This is a genomic window from Streptomyces sp. NPDC094032 (assembly GCF_040303965.1).
In the GTDB taxonomy this organism is placed as follows: domain Bacteria; phylum Actinomycetota; class Actinomycetes; order Streptomycetales; family Streptomycetaceae; genus Streptomyces.
In genome coordinates this window covers 328,460-350,624 of the sequence record NZ_JBEOUE010000002.1, presented here as the reverse complement: position 1 = coordinate 350,624, position 22,165 = coordinate 328,460, and the positions used below count along the sequence as shown (strand labels likewise).

The 22,165-nt window shown below is 72.6% G+C and carries 25 protein-coding genes; 15 read left to right on the top strand and 10 right to left on the bottom strand.

Annotated features, from left to right (window positions below; translation table 11 throughout):
* The first annotated feature begins 47 nt into the window (after positions 1–47).
* Genes ABTZ54_RS04615 through ABTZ54_RS04605 form a run of 3 tightly spaced genes read left to right on the top strand, consistent with a single transcriptional unit; the run spans position 48 to position 1,785 of the window.
* The gene (locus ABTZ54_RS04615; protein ID WP_351657172.1) at positions 48–911 is read left to right on the top strand and encodes a helix-turn-helix domain-containing protein; all 864 of its coding nucleotides are present in this window, start codon (positions 48–50) and stop codon (positions 909–911) included.
* Positions 908–1,153: a DUF397 domain-containing protein gene (locus ABTZ54_RS04610; RefSeq protein ID WP_351657170.1), complete on the top strand. Its 246-nt coding sequence runs from the start codon at positions 908–910 to the stop codon at positions 1,151–1,153. The genes ABTZ54_RS04615 and ABTZ54_RS04610 overlap by 4 nt, the downstream gene beginning before the upstream one ends.
* On the top strand, positions 1,150–1,785 hold the full coding sequence (locus tag ABTZ54_RS04605; protein WP_351657168.1) for an HAD-IA family hydrolase: 636 nt from the start codon (positions 1,150–1,152) through the stop codon (positions 1,783–1,785). The genes ABTZ54_RS04610 and ABTZ54_RS04605 overlap by 4 nt, the downstream gene beginning before the upstream one ends.
* Here ABTZ54_RS04605 and ABTZ54_RS04600 read toward each other — a convergent pair.
* Positions 1,775–2,137, bottom strand: coding sequence for a MerR family transcriptional regulator (locus ABTZ54_RS04600; RefSeq protein WP_351657167.1), 363 nt, complete (start codon positions 2,135–2,137; stop codon positions 1,775–1,777). The genes ABTZ54_RS04605 and ABTZ54_RS04600 overlap by 11 nt on opposite strands.
* A gap of 66 nt (positions 2,138–2,203) precedes the next feature.
* Between ABTZ54_RS04600 and ABTZ54_RS04595 the strand changes: the two genes are divergently transcribed.
* Positions 2,204–3,310, top strand: a complete 1,107-nt coding sequence (locus tag ABTZ54_RS04595; RefSeq protein ID WP_351657165.1) for an alkene reductase — start codon at positions 2,204–2,206, stop codon at positions 3,308–3,310.
* Between the two features lie 3 nt (positions 3,311–3,313).
* On the opposite strand, the gene ABTZ54_RS04590 is transcribed toward ABTZ54_RS04595, so the two are convergent.
* Positions 3,314–4,828, bottom strand: a complete 1,515-nt coding sequence (locus ABTZ54_RS04590; protein ID WP_351657163.1) for a ricin-type beta-trefoil lectin domain protein — start codon at positions 4,826–4,828, stop codon at positions 3,314–3,316.
* 170 nt (positions 4,829–4,998) lie between these two features.
* Between ABTZ54_RS04590 and ABTZ54_RS04585 the strand changes: the two genes are divergently transcribed.
* Positions 4,999–6,234, top strand: coding sequence for a hypothetical protein (locus ABTZ54_RS04585; protein WP_351657161.1), 1,236 nt, complete (start codon positions 4,999–5,001; stop codon positions 6,232–6,234).
* A 7-nt stretch (positions 6,235–6,241) separates the two neighbouring features.
* Here the strand turns inward: ABTZ54_RS04585 and ABTZ54_RS04580 are convergent, their stop codons facing one another.
* Together ABTZ54_RS04580 and ABTZ54_RS04575 are read right to left on the bottom strand one after the other, a co-directional pair.
* On the bottom strand, positions 6,242–7,441 hold the full coding sequence (locus ABTZ54_RS04580; RefSeq protein WP_351657160.1) for a glycosyltransferase: 1,200 nt from the start codon (positions 7,439–7,441) through the stop codon (positions 6,242–6,244).
* A 32-nt stretch (positions 7,442–7,473) separates the two neighbouring features.
* Positions 7,474–8,229, bottom strand: a complete 756-nt coding sequence (locus tag ABTZ54_RS04575; RefSeq protein WP_351657158.1) for a MerR family transcriptional regulator — start codon at positions 8,227–8,229, stop codon at positions 7,474–7,476.
* Between the two features lie 168 nt (positions 8,230–8,397).
* On the opposite strand from ABTZ54_RS04575, the gene ABTZ54_RS04570 reads away from it, so the two are divergent.
* From ABTZ54_RS04570 to ABTZ54_RS04560, 3 genes are read left to right on the top strand one after another with little or no spacing between them, the layout of a single operon-like run.
* The gene (locus tag ABTZ54_RS04570; protein ID WP_351657155.1) at positions 8,398–9,279 is read left to right on the top strand and encodes an AraC family transcriptional regulator; all 882 of its coding nucleotides are present in this window, start codon (positions 8,398–8,400) and stop codon (positions 9,277–9,279) included.
* A 30-nt stretch (positions 9,280–9,309) separates the two neighbouring features.
* Positions 9,310–9,627: a hypothetical protein gene (locus ABTZ54_RS04565; RefSeq protein ID WP_351657152.1), complete on the top strand. Its 318-nt coding sequence runs from the start codon at positions 9,310–9,312 to the stop codon at positions 9,625–9,627.
* Positions 9,603–10,019, top strand: a complete 417-nt coding sequence (locus ABTZ54_RS04560; protein ID WP_351657148.1) for a PIN domain-containing protein — start codon at positions 9,603–9,605, stop codon at positions 10,017–10,019. Before ABTZ54_RS04565 ends, ABTZ54_RS04560 begins: the two co-directional genes overlap by 25 nt.
* Here ABTZ54_RS04560 and ABTZ54_RS04555 read toward each other — a convergent pair.
* Positions 10,000–10,398 carry a Zn-ribbon domain-containing OB-fold protein gene (locus ABTZ54_RS04555; protein WP_351657146.1) on the bottom strand — a complete coding sequence of 133 codons (399 nt, stop codon included), beginning with the start codon at positions 10,396–10,398 and terminating at the stop codon, positions 10,000–10,002. The two genes, ABTZ54_RS04560 and ABTZ54_RS04555, sit on opposite strands and share 20 nt — an antisense overlap.
* Positions 10,398–10,847, bottom strand: a complete 450-nt coding sequence (locus ABTZ54_RS04550) for a DoxX family protein (RefSeq protein WP_351657144.1) — start codon at positions 10,845–10,847, stop codon at positions 10,398–10,400. Before ABTZ54_RS04550 ends, ABTZ54_RS04555 begins: the two co-directional genes overlap by 1 nt.
* A 158-nt stretch (positions 10,848–11,005) precedes the next feature.
* Here ABTZ54_RS04550 and ABTZ54_RS04545 point away from each other — a divergent pair, with 158 nt between their 5' ends.
* The 4 genes from ABTZ54_RS04545 to ABTZ54_RS04530 all read left to right on the top strand — a co-directional run bounded on the left by ABTZ54_RS04545 (position 11,006) and on the right by ABTZ54_RS04530 (position 16,393).
* Entirely contained in the window at positions 11,006–12,178 is a 1,173-nt protein-coding gene (locus tag ABTZ54_RS04545) for a flavin-containing monooxygenase (RefSeq protein WP_351657141.1), read from the top strand.
* Positions 12,179–12,287: 109 nt separating this feature from the next.
* Complete coding sequence (locus ABTZ54_RS04540; RefSeq protein ID WP_351657138.1) at positions 12,288–14,522, top strand: acetate--CoA ligase family protein; 2,235 nt, start codon at positions 12,288–12,290, stop codon at positions 14,520–14,522.
* A gap of 25 nt (positions 14,523–14,547) precedes the next feature.
* Entirely contained in the window at positions 14,548–15,336 is a 789-nt protein-coding gene (locus ABTZ54_RS04535) for an enoyl-CoA hydratase/isomerase family protein (RefSeq protein WP_351657135.1), read from the top strand.
* Between the two features lie 64 nt (positions 15,337–15,400).
* Positions 15,401–16,393 (top strand): YncE family protein, encoded by a 993-nt coding sequence (locus ABTZ54_RS04530; RefSeq protein WP_351657133.1) that lies wholly within the window; start codon positions 15,401–15,403, stop codon positions 16,391–16,393.
* Between the two features lies 1 nt (position 16,394).
* Here ABTZ54_RS04530 and ABTZ54_RS04525 read toward each other — a convergent pair whose 3' ends face one another.
* Positions 16,395–16,568, bottom strand: coding sequence for a hypothetical protein (locus ABTZ54_RS04525; protein ID WP_351657131.1), 174 nt, complete (start codon positions 16,566–16,568; stop codon positions 16,395–16,397).
* A gap of 21 nt (positions 16,569–16,589) precedes the next feature.
* Here ABTZ54_RS04525 and ABTZ54_RS04520 point away from each other — a divergent pair, with 21 nt between their 5' ends.
* Positions 16,590–16,814: a hypothetical protein gene (locus ABTZ54_RS04520; RefSeq protein WP_351657128.1), complete on the top strand. Its 225-nt coding sequence runs from the start codon at positions 16,590–16,592 to the stop codon at positions 16,812–16,814.
* 64 nt (positions 16,815–16,878) lie between these two features.
* Positions 16,879–17,463: a flavin reductase family protein gene (locus tag ABTZ54_RS04515; protein ID WP_351657748.1), complete on the top strand. Its 585-nt coding sequence runs from the start codon at positions 16,879–16,881 to the stop codon at positions 17,461–17,463.
* Here the strand turns inward: ABTZ54_RS04515 and ABTZ54_RS04510 are convergent.
* From ABTZ54_RS04510 to ABTZ54_RS04500, 3 genes are all read right to left on the bottom strand, one after another.
* Positions 17,453–18,373, bottom strand: coding sequence for a hypothetical protein (locus ABTZ54_RS04510; RefSeq protein WP_351657125.1), 921 nt, complete (start codon positions 18,371–18,373; stop codon positions 17,453–17,455). The genes ABTZ54_RS04515 and ABTZ54_RS04510 overlap by 11 nt on opposite strands.
* 22 nt (positions 18,374–18,395) lie before the next feature.
* Positions 18,396–19,721, bottom strand: a complete 1,326-nt coding sequence (locus ABTZ54_RS04505) for an MFS transporter (RefSeq protein ID WP_351657122.1) — start codon at positions 19,719–19,721, stop codon at positions 18,396–18,398.
* A gap of 112 nt (positions 19,722–19,833) precedes the next feature.
* Complete coding sequence (locus ABTZ54_RS04500) at positions 19,834–21,129, bottom strand: MFS transporter (protein WP_502997179.1); 1,296 nt, start codon at positions 21,127–21,129, stop codon at positions 19,834–19,836.
* A gap of 36 nt (positions 21,130–21,165) precedes the next feature.
* Here ABTZ54_RS04500 and ABTZ54_RS04495 point away from each other — a divergent pair, with 36 nt between their 5' ends.
* Positions 21,166–22,143, top strand: coding sequence for a GlxA family transcriptional regulator (locus ABTZ54_RS04495; protein ID WP_351657120.1), 978 nt, complete (start codon positions 21,166–21,168; stop codon positions 22,141–22,143).
* Positions 22,144–22,165: the final 22 nt, after the last annotated feature.

The following is a 22,165-nucleotide window of genomic DNA, read 5'->3' as shown; positions in this document are numbered from 1 at the left end:
CACCACGACGCTGAGTAGCGGTACGAGCACGCCAGAAGGCGGTACGAATGTCGGGGAACGAAGAGGAGCGGCCGGAAAGGCCCTCCGAAGTAGACGGTACGGCGTACTTGTTCAAGGCGCTGGGCAAAATCATCAAGGTGCTGCGCAAGAACGCGGGCCTGAGTCAGGTGGAGCTGGCGGGGGCTACGCACTGTAGTGAGGACCTGGTCTCCGCCATCGAGCGGGGTGTACGGACCCCGCAGCCGGACTTCCTGATCCTTGCGGACCCGATCCTGGATGCGGAGGGCATCCTCATTGCCGCCGTGGACGACGTGCGGGAGGCGTTGGCGCGGGCGCGGGTGCGGCATCCGGACTGGTTCCGTGACTTCGCCGACGAGGAGGCGAAGGCCCTGGCGCTGCACTACTACGAGGTGCAGGCAGTGCCTGGCATCTTGCAGACGCGGCCCTACGCGGAGACCGTGTTCCGCCACCGTCGCCCGCTGTACGACGAGGTGACGCTGGAGAAGCGCATCTCCGACCGGATCTCTCGGCAGTCGATCTTCGAGAAGTGGCCCGCTCCGACGATGAGCTTCGTCATCGAGGAGAGCGTCTTGCGCCGCCCGCTGTGCGGCCGGGACGCCTTCCGTGAGCAGCTCCGCCGTCTGATCGAAGTCGCCCAACTGCGGACCGTGCACCTCCAGATCCTGCCCTTCAGCTGCCGGGAACACCCGGGCCTGGAGGGTGCGTTCACCCTCCTCACGCCCAAGGGCCGACGCGAAGTGGCGTACATCGAGAGCTACAGCCACGCCCGCCTGATCACCGACCCGGAAGAGGTACGCCAGTACACCGAGCGCTATGGGATCATCCGGGCACAGGCACTCACGCCTCAAGAGTCCCTGGACTTGATCGAGAAGACGCTGGGAGAGCTATGAGCACCGCGGATCTGACCTGGTTCAAGAGCAGCTACAGCGGCGGCGAGGGCGGCGAGTGCGTCGAGATCGCCTTCGACTGGCGCAAGTCGAGCTACAGCGGCGGCGAGGGCGGCAACTGCGTCGAGGTGGCCGCTCACCCCACCACCATCCACGTCCGCGACTCCAAGAACCCCCACGGCCCCCAGCTCGCCGTGGCCCCCTCCTCCTGGTCCGCGTTCCTGGACGTAGCATCTGGCGCGTGACCAGCAACGACTTCGTTCTCTTCGACGTGGACGGCACCCTTATGGACGCCGTCGCCAACCAGCGGCGCGTCTGGCACGAGTGGGCCGCGCGGTACGGGCTCGACGGGGACGAGGTGTACGCGGTGGCGCTGCGGACGCGGCCGGTGGAGACGTTCGCGACCGTGGCGCCCGGCGAGGACCCGGAGACGTGCCTCGCCCTCCTGCACGCGCTGGAGGACGAGGACGTACGGACGGGGACGTACTCCGCCTTCGACGGCGCGGCCGAGCTGCTGGCCGCGCTGCCGGAGGGGCGGTGGGGTCTGGTGACCTCGAACTACGCGCACCGGGTGCGCGGGCGGTTCGAGCGGACCGGGCTGCCCGTGCCGGAGCTGGTCGTGGACGCGGCGTCGGTGAGCGAGGGCAAGCCGTCGCCCGTGCCGTATCTGCGGGCGGCGGAGCTGCTTGGCGCGGACCCGGCCGAGTGCCTGGTGATCGAGGACGCCCCTTCGGGCGTGCGGTCGGGGCGGGCGGCCGGGATGACGGTGTGGACGGTCAACACGGCGGAGGCGGCGGAGGGCTCGCAGCGGCACTTCGCGACGCTCGCCGAGGCCGCGCCGGAGATCCTGGCGCGGGCGGGCGTCGTCACGCCCTGACGGTCGCCGCGTCGATGACCTCGTCCAGGACGTCACGGGACCGGACGAGGTCCAGGATCATGCGGTCGATGCGGTCGCGCTCGACGACGAGCTCGTCGACGAGACCGGCGGTGGTGAGCGCGGTCGGGCCGCCGTCGGCGTCCCGCATGCACGGGAGCAGGACCGCGATCTTCTTGCTGCTCAGGCCGGCCGCGTACAGGGCCTGGATGCGGATCACGCGGTCGACGGCCCAGTCCCCGTAGGCGCGGTGGCCGCCGGGGGTGCGCTCGGAGCGGAGGAGGCCCTGCTGCTCGTAATAACGCAGGGAACGCTCGCTCACCCCGGCCCGTCGCGCGAGTTCGCCGATCCTCATGTGCCGCCCCCGTAGCCGTCGTTCACGCTTGAATCTGACACCGGTGTCAAGATCTACGGTACCGGCATGACGCAGAACACGAGCGGATCCCGCCTCTTCGAAGCCACCCACCTCGGCCCCGTCCCTCTCCCCAACCGGCTGGTCATGGCGCCGCTGACGCGGAACCGCGCCGCCGCCGACGGGGTGCCGAGCGCGCTCATGGCCACGTACTACGCGCAGCGGGCGAGCGCCGGTCTGATCGTCGCGGAGGCGACTACGCCGAACGCCGTGGGGCAGACGTACGCGAACATCCCCGCCCTGTACACGGACGCCCATGTGGCGGGCTGGCGGCGCGTCACCGACGCCGTACGGGCGGCGGGCGGGAGGATGTTCGTGCAGGTGCAGCACGGCGGACGGGTCGGCCACCCCGACACCAGCGGACTCGTCCCCGTCGCTCCCTCCCCTGTCGCGCTGCCGGAGCCCATCCACACGCCCGGCGGCTCGCGGCCCGCCGTCGTACCGCGCGAGCTGGGCGTGGACGAGATCGGGGCGACCGTGGCCGACTTCGCCGCCGCCGCGCGGCGGGCGGTCGAGGCGGGCTTCGAGGGGGTGGAGGTGCACGCGGCGAACGGGTATCTGATCCACCAGTTCCTCGCGAAGAACACCAACCTGCGGGCGGACGGGTACGGCGGGCCCGTCGCGCACCGGATCCGGTTCGCGGTGGAGGTGGTGCGGGCGGTCGCCGAGGCGATCGGGCCCGAGCGGGTCGGGGTGCGGATCTCCCCCGGGGTCGGCGTCAACGGGATCGAGGAGGGCGACCCCGAGGAGATCTATCCGGCGCTCGTCGCCGCCCTCGCCGACCAGGGGCTCGCGTATCTGCACGTCGTGTTCGCCGACCCCGAGCAGGCGCTGTTCCAGGAGATCCGGAAGGCCTGGCCGGGCGCGCTGATCGCGAACCCGGTGCTCGGGTGGGGCGGGCCGCTGCCGGCCGACGGCGGGCGGGCGGCGGGGGAACGGCTGCTCGCCGCCGGGGCGGACCTGATCTCCCTCGGGCGGTCCTTCCTCGCGAACCCGGATCTGGTGGCCCGGCTGCGGGAGGGTGCGGCGCTCAATGCCGTGCGGGAGAGCGGGCTGATGTACACGGGCGGGGCGGAGGGGTATACCGACTACCCCGCCCTCCCCGCCCGGGTGTGACGGTCAGGACTCGGAGATACGCCAGTGCTGCTTGGCGATCTGCTTGCACTCGGGGCCCTCGACGGCGTCACCGACGCCCTTGTACTGGACGCAGTCCCCCCAGCCGCTCTCCTGGAGGAAGAAGATCACGCCTCGCTTGGTGTGGCTGGAGATGCGGAAGTCCCATGCCTGGGACACGTCGTCCCCGCAGGTCACGAGGGACACCGTGTCACCCGTCCCCGACAGGCACTTGCCGTTGCCGTTCTTCAACCGCCACTGGCCCTTACCGGCCTTCACCAGCTCCCAGGACCTGACCGGCTCGGTGACGTGCGTGGCGGCGTCCCAGCCCAGCCACTCGTTGGTCTTGCCCTTGACGTTGGAGCGGATGAACAGCTTCTGGCCCGTCTTCCACTGCGGCGGCGCCGGCGGCTCGACGTCCGTGCCGGTGAGCTCGTCCGCCTTCACCCACAGCTTCTCCGTGCAGCGGGCCGCGGGGGTCGCCCGGCACTTCTTGCCCTTGGCCGGGGCGAGCATCGACATCTGGAAGAAGGTGGCGCCGGTGGAGTCGTCGCGCTTGCCGTTGTGCTTGACGCACGTGCCCTTCTCCAGCTCCGCGCCCTGGACCTCGTCGAAGTGCACGGTCCCGTCCGCCTCCTTGACCCGGCGGAACCAGGTGGCGTCGTCGGAGTTGACGGTCATCCGGCAGTTCGCGGCGTTGCCCTTGTTGACGTACTCGGCGACCTTCTCCGCGCCGGAGCTGCGGACGGCGGAGATCGTCGCGAAGTACGCCTTGCGGTAGCAGCCGGTGACGGGGACGGTCATGAAGCGGGCCGGGGAGTCGACGGTGGATCCGACGTAGATCCGGCTGCCCTTCTCGTGCCAGTCGGCGTCCCAGGGGCGCATCTGCACGGCGTAGTAGTCCCGGGTGAACCCGAACGCGTACTCCTGGGTGAGCGTGTTGCTCGGGTTGTGGACGCTGCTTTCCTGGCCCTTCCGGATCGTGTGGCTGTCGGTGTACGCGTCGCCCCCCGAGAACCCCGCCGAGAGGAACTCGCCGGCGAAGCCGAAGGAGAGTTCGGTGCTGCTCTCGTGGCTCTCCGTCGTCTCCGTCTCGTTCTTCACCGTGACGGTGCCGCCGGGAGGAACGGTCATCCTCTTGCCGGTCGGCTCGAACTCGGCCTCTTGCCTGAGGTAGGTGAACTTCTTGAGCTTGGCGTCGGGCTTCTTGAGGTAGTCGATCTCCTGCTTGGGCCACGACTTGGCGGTATTGCCGCACTCGGTCGCGTCGTCGACGCCGTCCAGGTGATAGACCATCCCGTACAGGCCGGTCTTTCTGACGTTGTCGTCCGTGAAACCGTCGTAGACCTGGATGCCGCCGCGCGAGTCGTTCGGGACGTCCCACTCGCTGGTCGTCTTGCGGCCGGCCTTCGTCACCGTCTCCGGTGCGGCCACCGCCGGGAGGGCGGAGGTCAGGGCGAGGGCGCCTGCGGTGAGAAAGAGCGTCGCGCGGCACGCGGCGCTCCTGCGGGTGGAAGCCATGTCTGCCTCTCGGTACGGGAGTTGGGCCTGAGCGGCCCGAGGGCAGTAACCGGTCAGGGGATCTCGGGGTTACTCCCGATGGCGGATATGAGCACGCACGGGCGACGAACGCCCGCACGAGTCCCGCTCTCCGCCGTCCCTCCGTACGCACTCCTCCCAAGGACAGCGCCATGCCCCGAGTCCTCCTCGCACCCTCCTGTCTGATGGGTGCGGCCCTGCTTCTGACCACGGCCACACCCGCCGTCGCGTCCGATGCCCCCGAGGCGCGGGCCGGGACGGTCGCGCAGGTCTTCCCCAAGGACGCCGAGGCCGCCGCGGCCGACATGTCCGCCGACGGGCGGGTGGCCGTCGCCGTCAACACGGACGACGGGATCACCGTCGTACGGTTCACCTCCGGCGGCGCCGTCGACACCTCGTACGGCACCAAGGGCTACGCCCGCGTGCCCGCCACCGGCGTCTCCGCCGCCGCCGTCGCGTTCGACGAGGACGGGTCCCTCACCGTCGCCGGGACCAGGGCCGCGTCCGGCGACGCCAAGCAGACGGCGGTGCTCGCGCGCCTGACCAAGGAGGGCAAGCCGGACAAGGGCTTCAGCGGGGACGGGGTGCTGTTCGCCACCGCGCTCCCGGCCGGTACCGAGGCGGCGGCGGTCGCTGTCCAGGGCGACGGCAAGGCGGTGCTCGCCGCCCGGGCCGAAGGGCGGCTGCTCGTCGGGCGCTGGGGCAACGACGGGCGGCGCGACGCCTCCTTCGACGGCGACGGGCTCTACCGCTCGCCCGCCAAGGACCCCGAGACGCCCACCGCCATCGCCCTCCAGGAGGACGGCACCGTCGTCGTCGCGGGCAGCACCGAGGTGCCCGGGCAGCAGCGGCACGCCTCCCTCTGGTCGCTGACGCCGAAGGGTGCGCCGACGAGCGGCTTCGGTACGAAGGGCAAGCTGCTGATCGCCTCGGCCGTGCAGAGCGGGGTGAGCGACAACATGGTCGTCGACAGCTCGGGGAACATCGTGATGACGGGCAGCGCGGGCGGGAAGTTCGCCGTCGTGCGGCACCGGCACACCGGCGCCGCCGACACCACGTACGGCGAGAAGGGTCTCGCCACCATCCCCACGGCCACCGACTCCGAGGGCAACGTCGTCGGCGCGCGGACGGACGGGCACGTCCTCACGGCGGGCCGGTTCGGCACGGTCCTCGGGGTCGCCGCCACCACCAACAAGGGTGAGCCGGACGGGGAGTTCGGCACCCGTGGCCTGACCCGGCTCGACTTCGGCACCGCACCGCAGCGCCTCTGCGCCCTCCTCGTCCAGGGCGACGGCTACGTCGTCGTCGTGGGTACGGCGGGCGCCCGGCACCTCGTGCTCGCCCGCTTCGACACGGCGGGCGCGCTGGACCCGCGCTTCGGCGGCTGAGTCTCCGTCAGCCGAGGCGCTCGACCTCCGTCAGGACCGCCGCCGCGCCGTCCTCCTCGCCGATCCCCTGGGCGAGTTCGGCCGCGCGGTGGCGGTGGGACGGGTCGGACAGGCAGGTCGTGATGGCGGTGGCGAGGGCCTCCGCCGTCAGGTCCTGGAACGGTACGGGGCGGGGGGCGACGCCGAGCTCGTACAGCCGCTGGGCCCAGAAGGGCTGGTCGGCCATGACGGGGACGGGGACGGCGGGCACCCCGGCGCGCAGGGCGGCGCCGGTGGTCCCGGCGCCCGCGTGGTGGACGACGGCGGCGGTGCGCGGGAAGAGCCAGTCGTGGGGGACGTCGCCGATGGGGAGGATGTCGGGGCCGCCGAGGGCGGTGCCCAGATCGGCCCAGCCCGCTTGGACGACGGCCCGGACGCCCGCCTTCCGTACGGCTTCCGTCACCAGCGGGCCGAGGCGTTCGCCCTCGCCGGGCAGCATGCTGCCGAAGCCGAGGAAGACCGGGGGCGGGCCCGCCTGGAGGAAGTCGGCCAGGTCGGGCGGGGGGCGCCAGCCGTCGGGGCGGGCGGGCCACCAGTAGCCCGAGACCTCGACGCCGGACGGCCAGTCGTCGGGGCGGGGCAGGACGAGGGGGCTGTAGCCGTGGAGGACGGGGCGGACGACGGGCGGCTCCGCACCCGCCTCGGGGAGTCCGAGGCGGGTACGGAGCCGGGTCACCGCGCCCGCGAAGGCGCCTGCCGCGCGGCGCACCACGTCCTGTCCGGCGGCGAGGTTGCCCTGCCCGGTGTCCCTGGCGTTGGGGAGCGGGAAGCGAGCGGTGGCGAAGGACGGGGTGAGGTAGGTGCCGATGACGGGGATGCCGTGCGCCTCGGCGGCCGCGGTCGCGAGCGCCGAAGGGCCGAAGGCGGTGAGCAGGAGATCGGCCCCGCCCGCCACCGCGTCCGCCACTCCGTCGGCGAGCCCGTCCGCGTACGCCCTGGTCAGGGCCTGGACCTCCTCCCGGGAGGCGGCCCGGGCCCAGTCGCGGATGAGCTGTTGCGGGTCGCCGGGGACGGGGCGGAGGGCGAGGCCGCAGCCGTCGATGAGCTCGGCGAAGGAGGGGTGCGCGGCGAGGGCCACGTCGTGTCCGGCGTCCCGGAGACGACGGCCCAGGCCGGTGAAGGGGGCGACGTCGCCCCGGGATCCGGCGGTGATGATCACGATGCGCATGGCGCGATTCTCGCGCCTGGGTACGGTCCGTTTCAGCTCAGCCGGGCAGCCGCGTAGACAGCCATCGCATCGCGCTGATACTCGGCAAGACCGGCCGCGATCCGCTCGAAGTTCGCGCGAAAGCGGGGGTCGTCCACGTACATCGTGGCCAGGCCCTTGTACGCCTCCGCGTTCGGGGTCCAGAAGCGGGCCACGCTGCGGTAGTGGACGTCGACCTCGGCCTGGACGGCCGGGTCGTCGGCGGGGGTGCCGGCGGCCATGAACTCCGCGAAGCGGATCATCTGTGCCGTGACGTCGCGCTGGTAGGCCTCGATGTCGGCGGGGGTCATGGCCCCGGTCGCCTGCCGGGACTCCTCGTACGCCGCCGGCCAGCGCTCCTGGGCCTCGGCCTCAAGGTCGGGGTCGGGCTCGAAGCCCTCGAAGAGGTTCTCGGGGCGGTTGATCTTCGTCATGGGGGGTTTCTCCTCCAGTTCGGTGATGGTGCGGGCGACCGTGCGGGCGAGTGTCCCGAGGCGGTCGTGCTCGGCGAGCAGCCGTTCGTGGTGCTCGCGGAGGACGGCCACGCGGTCGACCTGGCTGTCCAGGACGGCCTGGATCTCCTTGAGGCTCAGCCCGAGCTCCCGCATGAGGAGGATCTGCTGGAGACGCAGCAGGTCGTCCTCCTCGTAGTGGCGGTGCCCGTTGGAGCCGATCCAGGCGTGCGGCAGCAGGCCGATCTCGTCGTAGTGGCGCAGGGTCCGGGAGGTGACTCCGGACATCCGGGCCACGTCCGCGATCGACCAGGCCATGGTGGTGTCCTTCCGTTCGCCGGGCCGGTGTCTCCGGCCCCACATGACGAACGTACGAGTTGACGCTGCGGCAAGCGCAAGCGCCCGACCGTTCCGGGCACCGTTTGTCGGGTGCTGGCAGGCTGGCGCTTCCTACGGTGGAGGCATCAGAGGAAAGGACACCCACCCGTGCTGGACCGGCTGAACGAGGCGCTCGACCACATCGAGGCCCATCTCGACGGCGGGCTCGACGACGAGCTCGACATCGCCGGGGCGGCCCGGATCGCGACGACGTCGGAGTACCACTTCCGGCGCCTGTTCTCGGCGCTCGCCGGGATGCCGCTGTCCGTGTACGTGCGGCGCCGGCGGATGACGCTGGCGGGGGCCGAGGTGCTGGCCGGGGAGCTGACGCTGCTCGACGTGGCGGTGCGGTACGGCTACGGGTCGGCGGAGGCGTTCGCGCGGGCGTTCCGGTCGGTGCACGGGATCGGGCCCGGCGAGGCCCGGCGGACCGGCGCGGAGCTCACGGCGCAGCCGCGGATGTCCTTCCGTGTCGTCATCGAAGGGAGCAGCACCATGCGCTATCGGATCGTGGAGAAGGAAGCGTTCCGCTTCGTCGGCAGGACGGCCCGTATCCCCCTGGTCCACGAGGGGGTCAACCCGGCGGGCGCGGCACTCGCGCAGAGCCTGGACGGGCCGACGATCGCCCGGATGAAGGGGCTGGCGGAGGGGGAGCCGGCGGGGGTCGTGTCGGCGGCGGTCCACCTGTCCGACAGCCGGGAGGAGGGCACCGAGCTGGACTACTGGATCGGCGTCGTCACCGCCCCGGACGCGGACCCGGGCGACCTGGCCGCCCTCGACGTCCCGCCCGGCACCTGGGCCGTCTTCGACAACCACGGCCCCTACCCGATCGCCCTCCAGGAACTGTGGCGCGACGTCTTCACCCAGTGGTTCCCCTCCAACCCGTACGCGAGCCGGCCGGGGCCGGAGCTCCTCCGGACGATGCCGGTGGAGGTCGGCACACCTACGGACTCGCAGCTGTGGGTACCGGTGGAGCGGATCAGGACCTGACTTGCCACTTGCTTTGCTACTCTCGGCCCCATGGAGTCTCAGGCGGAGTACGGGCCCGACGAGGGCCCCGCCCAGAAGGTCAGCGTTTCCATGCCGGCCGGGCGCATCGCGGCGGTCAAGGCGCGGGTGGGTGCGCGCGGGTTCTCGGCGTATGTGAGTGCGGCGGTCGAGCGGCAGATACAGCGGGATCTGCTGGAGGAGTCGCTCCGGGCGAAGGAGGCCGAGATCGGGCCGCCCAGCCAGGAGATCCAGGAGTGGGCCGAGGCCATCTTCCGTGAGGCCGTGGAGCAGGCCGCCCGGCGGGACGCCGAGGAGGTGGAGACGTGGCGCGAGCGCGAAGCCAGTTAGCCCACGGCGTCCTCCTGCTCGACTCCCAGGGGCTGAGCAAGTACATGTCCAACGACCCCAAGGTGGTCGGGCTGGTGCGGGCCGCCCAGTCGAAGGACGTTCTGGTCGCCGTCAGCAACCTGACCCTGCTCGAAGCGTGGAACCCACGGACGCGCATGGACCGCTTCCGCTGGGAGGTCTCCCGCCTGGAGGTCGTCCCCGTCACGGACGAGATCTCATGGCGGGCCCTCGACCTGCTGCGCAACGCGAACCTGCACGGGCACAAGTACGCGATCGACTCCGTGGTCGCGGCCACCGCCCTGGGCTATCCGAGCCCCAGGATCATCGTCACCTCGGACGTCGACGACATGGTCAAGCTCTGCGGCCAGCAGGTCACGACCGTCGGGGTCTGAACACCGGCACCTGGACGTCGCCCTCCGCGCGGAAGGTGACGTCCAGGGGCATGCCGATGCGGAGGTCCGGCTCCTCGCAGTCGATGACCTGGGTCATCATCCTCGGGCCCTCCTCCAGGTCGACCACCGCCGCCACGTACGGGACGCGGTCGCCGAAGGGCGGGAGGTCGTTTCGGTGGACGACGGACCAGGTGTAGAGGGTGGCTCGACCGGTGGCCGGGCGCCATTCGACGGAGTCGCTCCAGCAGTGCGGGCAGAACTCGCGCGGGTAGTGGTGGGCGCGGTCGCAGGCGGTGCAGTGGCGGAGCAGGAGGCGGCCTTCGGCTGCGGCGGCCCAGTAGGTGCTGGTGAAGGCGTCGACATCCGGCGTGGCCGTCATCAGAAGAGTCCGATCGCGTGGTCGAGGGACCAGGTCTGCCAGGACATCGCGAAGAGGGCGACCAGGGAGATCAGCGCCATCATCGCGTTCTGCCCCTGCTCGGCCCAGTCGTGGATCATCAGGGTGAGGTAGAGGAGGTTGAGGAGGAGGCCGCCGATGAGGGCGACGGGGGTGAGGAGGCCCGCTATCAGGCCCAGGGCCAGGGCCAGTTCGGCGTAGACGACCACGTACGCCATCAGCTTCGGGTGCGGGGCGACGATCGCGTCGAAGCCCTTCTTCACCGGCGGCCACTTGTGCTTGCCCGCCACGTCCGCCGCCCACGCGATGCCCGTGCCCCGCTCGAACCAGCCCTTCTTGTCCTTGTGCCGCCAGCTCTCCAGCCACCACAGGCCGAGGCCGATGCGCAGGACGGCGAGCCATTCGGCGCCCGTGAGCCAGATCGATTGCATACGCCCCGCCGCCCCTCAGGAGGATGACATCTGATGGGTCGTCAGTTCAGCGGATCGCGGGGGGTCTTCGCAAGACCTCTGCACGCGTGATCGATTCGCAACCGAACCCCCTCTTGACCGAGACCCACGGCGTGTACGCGTCATTACGCTCAGCAGTCATGACCACTCCCCCGACCCACCCCGTCTACGTCATCGGCGGCGGCCCCGGCGGCCTCGCCGTCGCCGCCGCCCTGCGCGCGCAGGGCGTACGGGCCGTCGTCCTGGAGAAGACCGACGCCGTCGGCGCCTCCTGGCGCCGCCACTACGACCGGCTGCGCCTGCACACCACCCGCCGGCTCTCCGCCCTCCCCGGCCTCGCCATCCCCCGCTCCTTCGGGCGCTGGGTCGCCCGCGCGGACGTCGTGCGCTATCTGGAGAAGTACGCCGAGGTCCACGACCTGGAGATCGTGACCGGGGTCGAGGTCGACCGGGTCGAGCGGGTGGAGCGGGGTGGTGGGGACGGTGGGGAGTGGGTGCTGCATGCCACCGGGGGGCGGCGGCTCGTCGGGTCCGCCGTCGTCGTCGCCACCGGGTACAACCACACTCCCCGTCTTCCGGACTGGCCCGGGCTTGACCGTTATCTGCGTGACCGGGAGCTCGTCCACGCCAGCGCCTACCGCGACCCCGCCCCCTACAAGGGCCGGGACGTCCTCGTCGTCGGCGTCGGCAACACCGGGGCCGAGATCGCGGCCGACCTCGCCGAGGGCGGCGCCGCCCGGGTGCGGCTCGCCGTGCGCACCGCCCCGTACATCGTGCGGCGCTCCACGGCCGGCTGGGCGAGCCAGCGCAACGGCATCCTCATACGGCGGCTTCCGGTGGGCCTGGTGGACCGGCTCACCGGTCTGCTCGGGCGGTTCATGACCGCCGACCTCTCCGCGTACGGGATACCCCGGCCCTCGGGCGGGCTCTACTCCCGGGCGCGTCAGGGCGCGATCCCGGTCCAGGACGTCGGGCTCGTGGCGGCCGTCCGGGCGGGGAAGGTGGAGCCGGTCGCCGCCGTGGAATCGTTCGACGGCGGCGAGGTCGTGCTCGCCGACGGGTCCCGCATCACCCCGGACGCGGTGATCGCCGCCACCGGGTACGCGCGCGCCCTGGAGCCGCTGATCGGCCACCTCGGCGTGCTCGACGAGCGCGGACGGCCGGTGGCGCGGGGGGCGAGGTGCCCGGGCGGGGCGCCGGGGCTCTACTTCACCGGGTTCACGAATCCGATCAGCGGGATGTTCCGGGAGATGGCGATCGACGCGGAGCGGATCGCCCGGCGGATCGCCAGAACCGCCAAGGGTGCGCGATAGACGGAGCCCCGCCGCGACAGTTCGCTGCACGACCATTCCTGACTCCCCGTCAGTTCTGTAATCTGACTATGCGTCAGGGATGAGGTAACGGACGGGCGGAGCTACCACGATGCTTGGATCGACTCACGGCACCTTCACCACGGACCTCCGCGCCCGGGTCGTCGCCTGCGGCGAGCAGCCCACCCGGGTCACCGTGCACGGCGTCACCGCCGTCGAGGGCGACAAGGACGTCAGCGGGCGGGCCCTGCACGCGCCCGTGCCCGAGCTCGACCGGTTCTTCCGGCCCGAGGTGGTGGCCGTCGTCGGCGCGTCCGACACCGAGGGGCGGCCCAACACCGGGATCACCCGCCAGCTCCTCGACTGGGCCGGGCGGGTCGGCGCGCGGGTGGTGCCGGTGCACCCGACCCGTACCGCCGTCTTCGGCATCGACTGCGTCGCCTCCGTCGCCGACCTCGGCGCCCTCGGCGTCCAGGTCGACCTCGCCGTGCTCCTGGTCGCCGACCCGCTCCCGGTCGTCGAGCAACTGGCCGAGGCCAAGGTCCGGTTCGCCGTCGCCTTCGCCTCCGGCTTCGCCGAGACCGGCGAGGCGGGCGCCGCCGCGCAGGAGCGCCTCGCGGCCGCCGTGGGGCGCTCGGGCCTTCGGATGCTCGGCCCCAACACCAACCTCAACGCCTTCGAGCGCTTCCGCGAGGACCTCGAAGGACCCGCCGTCGCCCTCATCACCCAGTCCGGGCACCAGGGCCGGCCCGTCTTCACCATGCAGGAGCTCGGCGTCCGGCTCTCGCACTGGGCGCCCACCGGCAACGAGGCCGACCTGGAGACCGCCGACTTCCTCTCGTACTTCGCGCACCGGCCCGAGGTCGGCGCCATCGCCTGTTACGTGGAGGGGCTCAAGGACGGGCGTTCCTTCCTGCTCGCCGCCGACCAGGCCGCCCGGCGCGGGGTGCCCGTCGTCGCGGTCAAGGTGGGCCGCACCGAGGCCGGGGCCCGGATGGCCGCCTCGCACACCGGCAAGCTGACCGGCGCGGACAAGGTCGTCGACGCGGCCATGCGCCAGTTCGGGGTGATCCGGGTCGACGGGCTCGACCAGCTCCAGGACACCGCCGCGCTGCTCGCCCGCGCCCGCAAGCCGGTCGCGGACGGCGTCGTCGTCTACTCCATCTCCGGCGGCACCGGCGCCCACTTCTCCGACCTCGCCACGGCCGCCGGGCTCAGCCTGCCGACCCTGTCCGAGGCCAAGCAGGACGAGCTCCACCAGTGGATCCCCCCGTACCTGAGCGTGGCCAACCCCGTCGACAACGGCGGGCACCCGGTCGGCGACTGGCGCGGCCGGAAGATCATCGACGCGATCCTCGCCGACCCCGAGGTCGGGGTCCTGATCTGTCCCATCACCGGGCCCTTCCCGCCGATGAGCGACAAGCTGGCGCAGGACCTGGTGGACGCGGCCGAGGCGACGGACAAGCTGGTCTGCGTGGTGTGGGGCTCGCCCGTCGGCACCGAGGACGCCTACCGCACGACGCTGCTCGGCTCCTCCCGGGTCGCCACCTTCCGCACCTTCGGCAACTGCATCGGCGCGGTGAAGGCGTACCTCGACCACCACCGCTTCACCACCGGTTACCGCTCCCCCTTCGACGAGGCCCCGCGCACCCCCTCGCCCTCCTTCCGCAAGGCGCAGGCCCTGATGCGGCCCGGCCACCGGCTGAGCGAGCACGCGGCGAAGCAGCTCCTTCGGGCGTACGGGATCCGGGTGCCGCGCGAGCAGCTCGTGACCAGCGCGGCGGCGGCCGTACGGGCGGCGGGCCTGGTCGGCTACCCGGTCGTGATGAAGGCCTCGGGCCCGCAGCTCGCCCACAAGACGGAGCTGGGCCTCGTGAAGGTCGGCCTGACCTCGGCGAGCCAGATCCGCGACACGTACCGGGAGTTGACCGACATCGCCCGCTACGAGGGCATCGACCTGGACGGCATCCTGGTCTGCCAGATGGTGCCGCGCGGGGTCGAGATGGTCGTCGGCGTGACCCGCGACCCGCTCTTCGGGCCCACGGTGACGGTCGGGCTCGGCGGCGTCCTGGTGGAGGTCCTGAACGACGCGGCGGTACGGGTGCCCCCGTTCGGCGAGCGGGAGGCCCGGGACATGCTGGACGAGCTGCGCGGCCGGGCCCTGCTCGACGGGGTGCGGGGGGCGCCGCCGGCGGACGTGGACGCGCTGGTGGAGGTGGTGCTGCGGGTGCAGCGGATGGCGCTCGAACTGGACGGCGATCTGTCGGAGTTGGACATCAATCCGTTGATGGTGCTGCCGCGGGGGCAGGGGGCGGTGGCGTTGGACGCGCTTGCGGTGTGCCGGTAGTAGCAACCTCCGAAGGAGAGAGCAGATGTCCGACGTCCTGCACACCGTCGAGAACGGTGTCTCGTGGATCACGCTCAACCGGCCCGAGGCGATGAACGCGGTCACCTGGGACCAGCGGGAGCGGATCATCGCGCTCCTCGCGGACGCCTCCGCCGACCCGGCCGTCCGGGCGGTGGTGATCACGGCCACCGGCCGGGGCTTCTGCGCGGGCGCGGACCTGCGGGGCGGGCCCGCCGCGACCGGGGAGAGGGTCCAGGGCGACGTGGCCCGCATGATCCGCACCGGCGCCCAGCGCTTCATCGGGGCCGTCATGGACTGCGAGAAGCCGGTGATCGCGGCGGTGAACGGGACGGCCGCCGGGATCGGGGCGCATCTGGCGTTCGCCTGTGACCTGGTGATCGCGGCGGAACCGGCGAAGTTCGTGGAGGTGTTCGTACGGCGCGGGATCGTGCCGGACGGCGGCGGGGCGTATCTGCTGCCGCGGCTCGTCGGCCCGCAGCGGGCGAAGGAGCTGATGTTCTTCGGGGACTCGGTCCCGGCGGCGGAGGCGCGGGCGATGGGCCTGGTGAACCGGGTGGTCCCGGCGGAGGAGCTGGAGAAGACGGCCCGCGAGTGGGCCGAGCGCCTCGCGCAGGGCCCGACCCGGGCCCTGGCCCTCACCAAGCGGCTGGTGAACGCGTCCCTGGACACCGACCGGGCGTCCGCCTTCGCGGCGGAGGCGGACGCGCAGGAGCTCTGCATGACGACGCGGGACGCGCAGGAGGGGGTGGCGGCGTTCGTGGAACGGCGGACGCCGACGTACGAGGGGCGGTAGGGGGTCGAAGTCCGGTTGCGGGTCCTGCGGAGGGCGCCATCCTGGGAGAGGGGCAGGAGGCGCCATGAGGACCCACCGCCCGTTCCGGTTCGGACTCGCCGCCCTGCTCGCCCTGTCGGGCGCGCTGGTGGCGCCGACGGCGGGCGCGCGGGACGCGCCGGCCGGGACGACCATCGAGGTCGGCGAGTTGCCGTACGGGATCGCGATGACGCCGGACGGCCGGCGGGCCTATGTGGCCGTCACCGGCACGGGCACGGTGAAGGTGATCGACACGCGCACCCTGAAGCCGGTCGCGGAGTTCCCCGTGGGCCCGGACTCGACGGACCTGGCGATCTCGCCCGACGGCCGCCGGGCCTACGTCGTCAACGACACCCTGTTCTCCGTGAACGGAGCGCTGTACGTGTTCGACACGGCGACGCACGGGAAGACCGGCTCCATCGGCATCGGCGAGGTGCCGATCAGCCTGGCGGTCAGCCGCGACGGCCGCCGCGTGTACGTCGCCAACGTCTTCTCGCACTCGGTGTCCGTGATCGACACGGCGACCGGCAAGCGGGTCCGCGAGGTCACGGTGGACGGCGGCCCGGTCGACGTGGCGGTCTCCCCCGACGGACGGCGCGTCTATGTCGCCGACTCGGGCTCCGGCAACGCCGATTCGGTGTCGGTGATCGACGCGGCCACCGGCCAGGTCGTCGGCCGGCCCGGCCGCCTCGGCAGCTCCACGAACGGGCTCGCCCTGACACCCGACGGGCGGCAGTTGTACGTCACGGACCGGGACGGCGTCGTGAACGTCGTCGACACCCGCACTGGCCGGACGGTCGGCGCCCCCGTCCCCGTGGGCACGGAGCCGACCGACGTCACGGTGAGCGCGGACGGGCGGCGGGCGTACGTGGTCAACGAGCAGTCGAACAGCGTGTCCGTGATCGACACGCGCACGCGGAAGGTGGTCGACACGCTTCCCACGGGCACCGGCCCGGCCCGCATCGCACTGACACCGGACGGCCGGCACGCCTTTGTGACGCTCTACGGCGGCCAAGCCGTCCAGGTGTTCCGCCTCTGACTCAGACCACCGCCCCCGCGACCCCCGTACGCCCGTCCGGGACGCCCACGACCGTGACGACGACCTCACTCCGTACGCCCTCGCCGAGCACCCCGACGACGGCGTCCGTCGTGGCGGCGACGAGGCGGGCGGGGGCGTCGGGGACGGCCGGGAGGCGGTACGCGGCCTCGCGCATGCTGAGGGTGACATGCGGCCCGTGAGCATCGGTGGGGACGCCGCCGACGCCTCGGCGGTGCTGGGGTACGCCGATGAGGTCGACGCCGACGAGACGGGCGAAGCCGTCGCCGAAGACGGTGCCGACGGCGTCGGTGAGGGCGCGGCGGCCTGGCGCACCGCGCTCGCGCCGCTGACGGTGGAGCAGCGGCGCGTTTTCGTGGACACGCTGCTCGCGTACGAGGCGGCGGTGGGCGGGACCGACTGACGCGCGGGGGTTCTCATCTGACGAACCGTCAGCTTCAATGGGCGGTGTGATGGGACACGCTGGGATGGCGGTCACCGCCGTCCGATACCTCAGGTCGGCCGGTGCGCCCACGGCCGTGGAACCCCTGCCCCGCCCCGCGCTGCGCGCCGTACGGGACGACGAGCGGCTGCCGCTCGACCCCGCCGAGTTCCGGCGCGTGCTCGGGCACTTCGCGAGCGGGGTCACGATCGTGACGGCCCTGGACGCCGAAGGGCCGACGGGCTTCGCCTGCCAGTCCTTCGCGTCGCTCTCCCTGGACCCGCCGCTGATCGCCTTCATGGTCGCCCGCACCTCGACGACCTGGCCCCGTATCGCCCGCGCGGGCACCTTCTGCGTCAACATCCTCGGGGCCGACCAGGGCGAGCTGTGCCGGGCGTTCGCGGTGAGCGGCGCCGACAAGTTCGCGGGCGTGGAGTGGACCCCCGCCCCCTCCACCGGCTCGCCCCGCCTCCCGGGCGCCCCCGCCTGGCTCGACTGCGCGATCACGACCGTGCACACCGGGGGCGACCACCTGATCGTGGTCGGCCGCGTCGAGTCCCTCGGCGCCACGGACGGCACGGCGGACCCGCTGCTGTTCCACCGGGGGCGGTTCGGGCGGTTCAGCGGGTAGCGGCGGCGGGGGTCTTGCGGAGCTCGTACAGGCGCGGGGCGTCCGGGTCGCCGAAGAGCTGGTAGAGCGTGGGCGTGGCGTCGCTGCCGCCCACGTCCCAGGCGGGCCAGGAGCAGCCGTCGACGTGGAGTTCGACCGTCTGGCGGTCGGTGTCGGCGGCGACTTGGTAAGTCCAGCCGCCGTCGCCCTTGCACTCCGCGGTGAGGACGTTGTCGTACTCGTCGACGACCTCGCGGACGACGCCCTCGGCCGTCACCCGGCCGTCCGCCGTGAACGTCAGCCTGCCGCCGCTGCCGTCAGTCCAGGTGCCGACCAGGGCCTGCCCGGAAAGGCGCGGCGGAGCGTAGGCCTTGATCAACCCGGTGTGCTCGGCGATGGCGCCCGCCACACCGAGGGTCAGGACGGCGAGCGTGCCCCACAGGAGCACCGTCGTGAACGAGCCGCGCCGGGCCTCGCGTGCGGTCAGCGCGGCCACGGTCAGCCCCGCCCAGCCGACGGGCCACCACCACCAGGCCCCGAGGAACGGGACGAGCAGCGCGGCAGGGACGGTCGCCACGAGCACCAGCCAGCGCCAGGCCCGGCCCCCGAACCGGCGTTCCAGGGCCTCGCTCAGGCCCGCCGCCGGCAGGACGACGGCCAGGGACACCGCGATCGTGCCGAACATCCAGATCACCGCGAGGACCGGCAGGAACAGCATGGCCATCGAGCTGTAGGCGCTGCCGTACGACGGCTGGGTGTCGCTCCACAACTGGGTGCCGATCCAGAGGGCGACGCTCTCCAGGCACAGCACCAGGACCGAGACCCAGAGCATCCGGTCGGAGGTCCGGCCCGCGCCCTCGTCACCCTCGTCGGTCGGCGTGTCGTCGTACGCCGTGTCCTCGTCGTACGCCGTGTCCTCGTCGTACGCCATGCACGTCACCCCCTGGCCGCCATCATGCTCCCGCCGTCGCCACCGCCCCCACCCGGGGCCTGCGGATGACCAGGGCCATCAGGGCCGCCGCCGCGCACAGGGCGCCCGAGGCGTACCAGACGAGGTCGTACGAGCCGAAGACGTCGCGGGCCAGGCCGCCCGCGAAGGCGACGGCTGCCGCGCCGACCTGGTGGGAGGCGAGGACCCAGCCGAAGACGATGGCGCTGTCCTCGCCGTAGTGCTCGCGGCACAGGGCGATGGTCGGCGGGACCGTGGCGACCCAGTCGAGGCCGTAGAAGACGATGAAGAACAGCATCGGCGGGTGCACGGCGGGCGCCAGCAGCATCGGGAGGAAGAGCAGCGAGACGCCGCGCAGGGCGTAGTAGACGGCGAGCAGGCGGCGGGACTCGAAGCGGTCGGTGAACCAGCCGGAGGCGATCGTGCCGACGACGTCGAAGACGCCGATCACGGCGAGCAGTCCGGCCGCCGCCGTCACCGGCATGCCGTGGTCGTGGGCGGCGGGCACGAAGTGGGTCTTCACCAGGCCGTTGGTGGACGCGCCGCAGATCGCGAAGGTGCCGGCCAGGAGCCAGAAGGGGCCGGTGCGGGCCGCCTTGAAGAGGACGGTGACCGCGCGGCGGGCCGCGCCCGTGACCGGGGCGGGCTTGGGGGTGTACTCCCCGCCGTACGGGGCCAGGCCCACGTCCGCCGGGTGGTCGCGGAGCAGCAGCCACACGAAGGGGACGACGGCCAGCGCGGCGAGGGCGACCGTGACGGCGGCGGGGCGCCAGCCGTGGTGCTCGACCAGCCAGGAGAGGAGCGGCAGGAAGACCAGTTGCCCGGAGGCGCCGGCCGCGGTCAGGATGCCCGTCACCAGGCCGCGCCGCCCGACGAACCAGCGGTTGGTGACCGTCGCGGCGAAGGCCAGGGCCATCGAGCCGCTGCCGAGGCCGACGAGGACGCCCCAGAACAGGACCAGTTGCCAGGCCGCCGTCATCCAGACGGTGAGGAGCGAGCCGGTCGCGATGACCGTCAGGGCGAGCGCGACGACCTTGCGGATGCCGAAGCGGTCCATCAGCGCCGCCGCGAACGGCGCCGTCAGGCCGTACAGCGCGAGGTTCACGGAGACCGCGAAGCCGATCGTGCCGCGCGACCACGCGAACTCGCCGTGCAGCGGCTCGATCAGGAGGCCGGGCAGCGAGGCGAAGGCCGCCGCCCCGATGATCGTGACGAAGGTGACGGCCGCGACGAACCAGGCGCGGTGCACGCGGGGGGTACGGACGGGGGCGGGCGGTTCGGCGGGATCGGTCGGCTCGACGGACTCGGCCGTCTCGGTTGTCTGGGTCACGTCATAGAGGATCCGGCCACGCGCTTCCCGCCACCATTGGCCCGAAGGACGTGTTTCCAACGGATCGGGCCAACGGACCGGGCCACCGGCGCACCCCCGTCTACGCCCCCTCCTACACCCTCGGCAGCGTCCTGATCGGCCGCACCACCAGCAACGCCGTCACCACGAGCACCGCGATCCCCGCCCCGGCCAGCAGCACCTCCTCCGTGCCCACGACCATCGCCACCGGGCCCGACAGCGTCCGGCCGACGCCCATCATCAGCAGCGATCCGGCCACGTCGTACGCGTGCATCCGGTTCAGGGCGTCCTGCGGGACGTGGGTCTGGACCGCCGTCGACCACATCACCAGCCAGAAGGCGAAGGCCGCGCCGCCGATGAACTGGCCCGCGTACAGGAGCGGGACGGCCGCGTCGATGCCGAGGAGGAGCAGGTTCACCGGGAGGCCGAGCAGGGCGACCGCGCCGGCGGCCAGCGGGCGGACCGGGCGCAGCCGCAGGGCGAGCAGGCCGCCGACCGCGCTGCCCGCGCCGTTGACGGCCATCAGGACGCCGTACGTCGCCGAGCCGTGCTGCTCGGTGACCAGGCTCGCGGTGAGCGGCACCATCGGTCCGGCGACGGTCAGCCCGTACACCGTCCAGATGGAGATCACGCCCCACAGCCAGCTACGGGCCCGGAACTCCCGCCACCCCAGGGCGAGTTCGGACAGCATCGAGCCGCGCTGGATGCCGTCGGAGGGGACGGGCGCGATCCGCATCAGCGTGAAGCAGACGGCGCTCACGGCGAACGCGGCGCCGTTGACGGCGAAGGCGGCGCCCGCGTTCCACAGGGCGACGAGGAGTCCGGCGGCGGCCGGGCCCGCCATGGTCATCAGCGCCTCGACGACCCGGAGTACCGCGTTGGCGCGCTGCACGTCGGGGGCGATGCGCGGGATCGTGGAGGCGACGCCCGGCTGGAACAGGGCGGCGCCGATGCCGCTCACGGCGGACAGCGCGTACACCGCCCACAGCGGCGGGCTGCCGAGCGCGAAGGTGACGCCGAGGAGCACGGCGCCGGGCAGCCGGAGGAGGTCGGCGAGGATCATCATGCGCCGCGCGGTGAAGCGGTCGGCGAGGACGCCTCCGAAGAGGACGAAGACGGCGAAGGACGCGGTCCACAGGCCGAGCGCGTAGCCGACGGTGGAGCCGGAGTGACCGGCGCCGATGAGTCCGGCGGCGAAGGCGACCGGGACCATGCCCTCGCCGAAGACGGCGACCGCGCGGGCGACGAAGAAGAGCCGGAAGTTACGGTTCCAGAGGGCGGGCGGCTCGGTGGGCGGCTCGGCCGGGGCGGGAATCCGCTCGGCGGCCTCAGACTTGTAGGTGTTGTCCGTCACGAACACACAGAGGTACCAGTGGCTGGTCTGGACCACCACTGGATTTTCGGAGGTCGAGCGAGGGTGAACAGCATGCGTCCGCACCGGGTCGCCGTCCTCGCCCTGCCCGGCCTGCTCCCCTTCGAGCTCGGCATCCCGCACCGGATCTTCGGCCGCGCCAAGGACCCGGCGGGGCGGCCCCTGTACGAGATCGTCACCTGCGCGCAGGCCGCGGGGCCGGTCCCGACGGACGCCGACTTCTCCGTGCACGTCGAGCACGGCCCCGAGATCCTGGGCACCGCGGACACGGTCGTCGTCCCCGCCTCGTACGAGCTCGGCCCGGTCCACGACGAGGGCCGGCTGACCCCGGAGCTCGCGGCGGCCCTCGCGCACATCCGCCCCGGCACCCGGCTGGTCTCCATCTGCACCGGCGGTTACGTGCTGGCCGCCGCGGGCTATCTCGACGGGCGCCCGGCCACCACCCACTGGGCCTCCGCCGCGCACTTCCAGCGGCTCTTCCCCCGGGTGCGGGTGGACGCGGACGTCCTCTTCGTGGACGACGGCGACGTGCTGACCTCGGCCGGGGTCGCGGCCGGGATCGACCTGTGCCTGCACATCGTGCGCCGCGACCACGGCACGGGCGTCGCCAACGAGGTGGCCCGGCGCACGGTCGTGCCGCCGCACCGGGACGGCGGGCAGGCCCAGTACATCGCGCGCCCGGTGCCGGAGCCGGGCACCTCGACCACGACCTCGGCCCGCGCCTGGGCGCTCGCCCACCTCCACGAGCCGATCCAGCTGCGGGACCTGGCGGTACGGGAGTCGATGAGCGTCCGCACCTTCACCCGCCGCTTCCGCGAGGAGGTCGGCGTCAGCCCCGGCCAGTGGCTCACCCAGCAGCGCGTAGAACGCGCCCGCCACCTCCTGGAGTCCTCCGACCTCCCCATCGACCAGATCGCCCACACCGCGGGCTTCGGCACCGCCCAGTCCCTCCGCACCCACCTCCAGACCGCGATCGGCGTGACCCCGACGGCCTACCGACGCACCTTCCGCGCGGCGGGCGCGGCGGGCTGAGCGGCCCCGGGTCCCCCACCCC

Bases quoted from the DNA above. Each gene is read 5' to 3' on its own strand.
- ABTZ54_RS04610 (WP_351657170.1), top strand. From the start codon at position 908: ATGAGCACCGCGGATCTGACCTGGTTCAAGAGCAGCTACAGCGGCGGC.
- ABTZ54_RS04600 (WP_351657167.1), bottom strand. From the start codon at position 2,137: ATGAGGATCGGCGAACTCGCGCGACGGGCCGGGGTGAGCGAGCGTTCC.
- ABTZ54_RS04535 (WP_351657135.1), top strand. From the start codon at position 14,548: ATGTCCGACGTCCTGCACACCGTCGAGAACGGTGTCTCGTGGATCACG.
- ABTZ54_RS04580 (WP_351657160.1), bottom strand. From the start codon at position 7,441: ATGCGCATCGTGATCATCACCGCCGGATCCCGGGGCGACGTCGCCCCC.
- ABTZ54_RS04555 (WP_351657146.1), bottom strand. From the start codon at position 10,398: ATGACGGCCACGCCGGATGTCGACGCCTTCACCAGCACCTACTGGGCC.
- ABTZ54_RS04495 (WP_351657120.1), top strand. From the start codon at position 21,166: ATGCGTCCGCACCGGGTCGCCGTCCTCGCCCTGCCCGGCCTGCTCCCC.
- ABTZ54_RS04510 (WP_351657125.1), bottom strand. From the start codon at position 18,373: ATGGCGTACGACGAGGACACGGCGTACGACGAGGACACGGCGTACGAC.
- ABTZ54_RS04575 (WP_351657158.1), bottom strand. From the start codon at position 8,229: ATGGCCTGGTCGATCGCGGACGTGGCCCGGATGTCCGGAGTCACCTCC.
- ABTZ54_RS04590 (WP_351657163.1), bottom strand. From the start codon at position 4,828: ATGGCTTCCACCCGCAGGAGCGCCGCGTGCCGCGCGACGCTCTTTCTC.
- ABTZ54_RS04565 (WP_351657152.1), top strand. From the start codon at position 9,310: ATGGAGTCTCAGGCGGAGTACGGGCCCGACGAGGGCCCCGCCCAGAAG.
- ABTZ54_RS04530 (WP_351657133.1), top strand. From the start codon at position 15,401: ATGAGGACCCACCGCCCGTTCCGGTTCGGACTCGCCGCCCTGCTCGCC.
- ABTZ54_RS04585 (WP_351657161.1), top strand. From the start codon at position 4,999: ATGCCCCGAGTCCTCCTCGCACCCTCCTGTCTGATGGGTGCGGCCCTG.
- ABTZ54_RS04550 (WP_351657144.1), bottom strand. From the start codon at position 10,847: ATGCAATCGATCTGGCTCACGGGCGCCGAATGGCTCGCCGTCCTGCGC.
- ABTZ54_RS04525 (WP_351657131.1), bottom strand. From the start codon at position 16,568: ATGCGCGAGGCCGCGTACCGCCTCCCGGCCGTCCCCGACGCCCCCGCC.
- ABTZ54_RS04540 (WP_351657138.1), top strand. From the start codon at position 12,288: ATGCTTGGATCGACTCACGGCACCTTCACCACGGACCTCCGCGCCCGG.
- ABTZ54_RS04615 (WP_351657172.1), top strand. From the start codon at position 48: ATGTCGGGGAACGAAGAGGAGCGGCCGGAAAGGCCCTCCGAAGTAGAC.
- ABTZ54_RS04515 (WP_351657748.1), top strand. From the start codon at position 16,879: ATGGCGGTCACCGCCGTCCGATACCTCAGGTCGGCCGGTGCGCCCACG.
- ABTZ54_RS04545 (WP_351657141.1), top strand. From the start codon at position 11,006: ATGACCACTCCCCCGACCCACCCCGTCTACGTCATCGGCGGCGGCCCC.
- ABTZ54_RS04595 (WP_351657165.1), top strand. From the start codon at position 2,204: ATGACGCAGAACACGAGCGGATCCCGCCTCTTCGAAGCCACCCACCTC.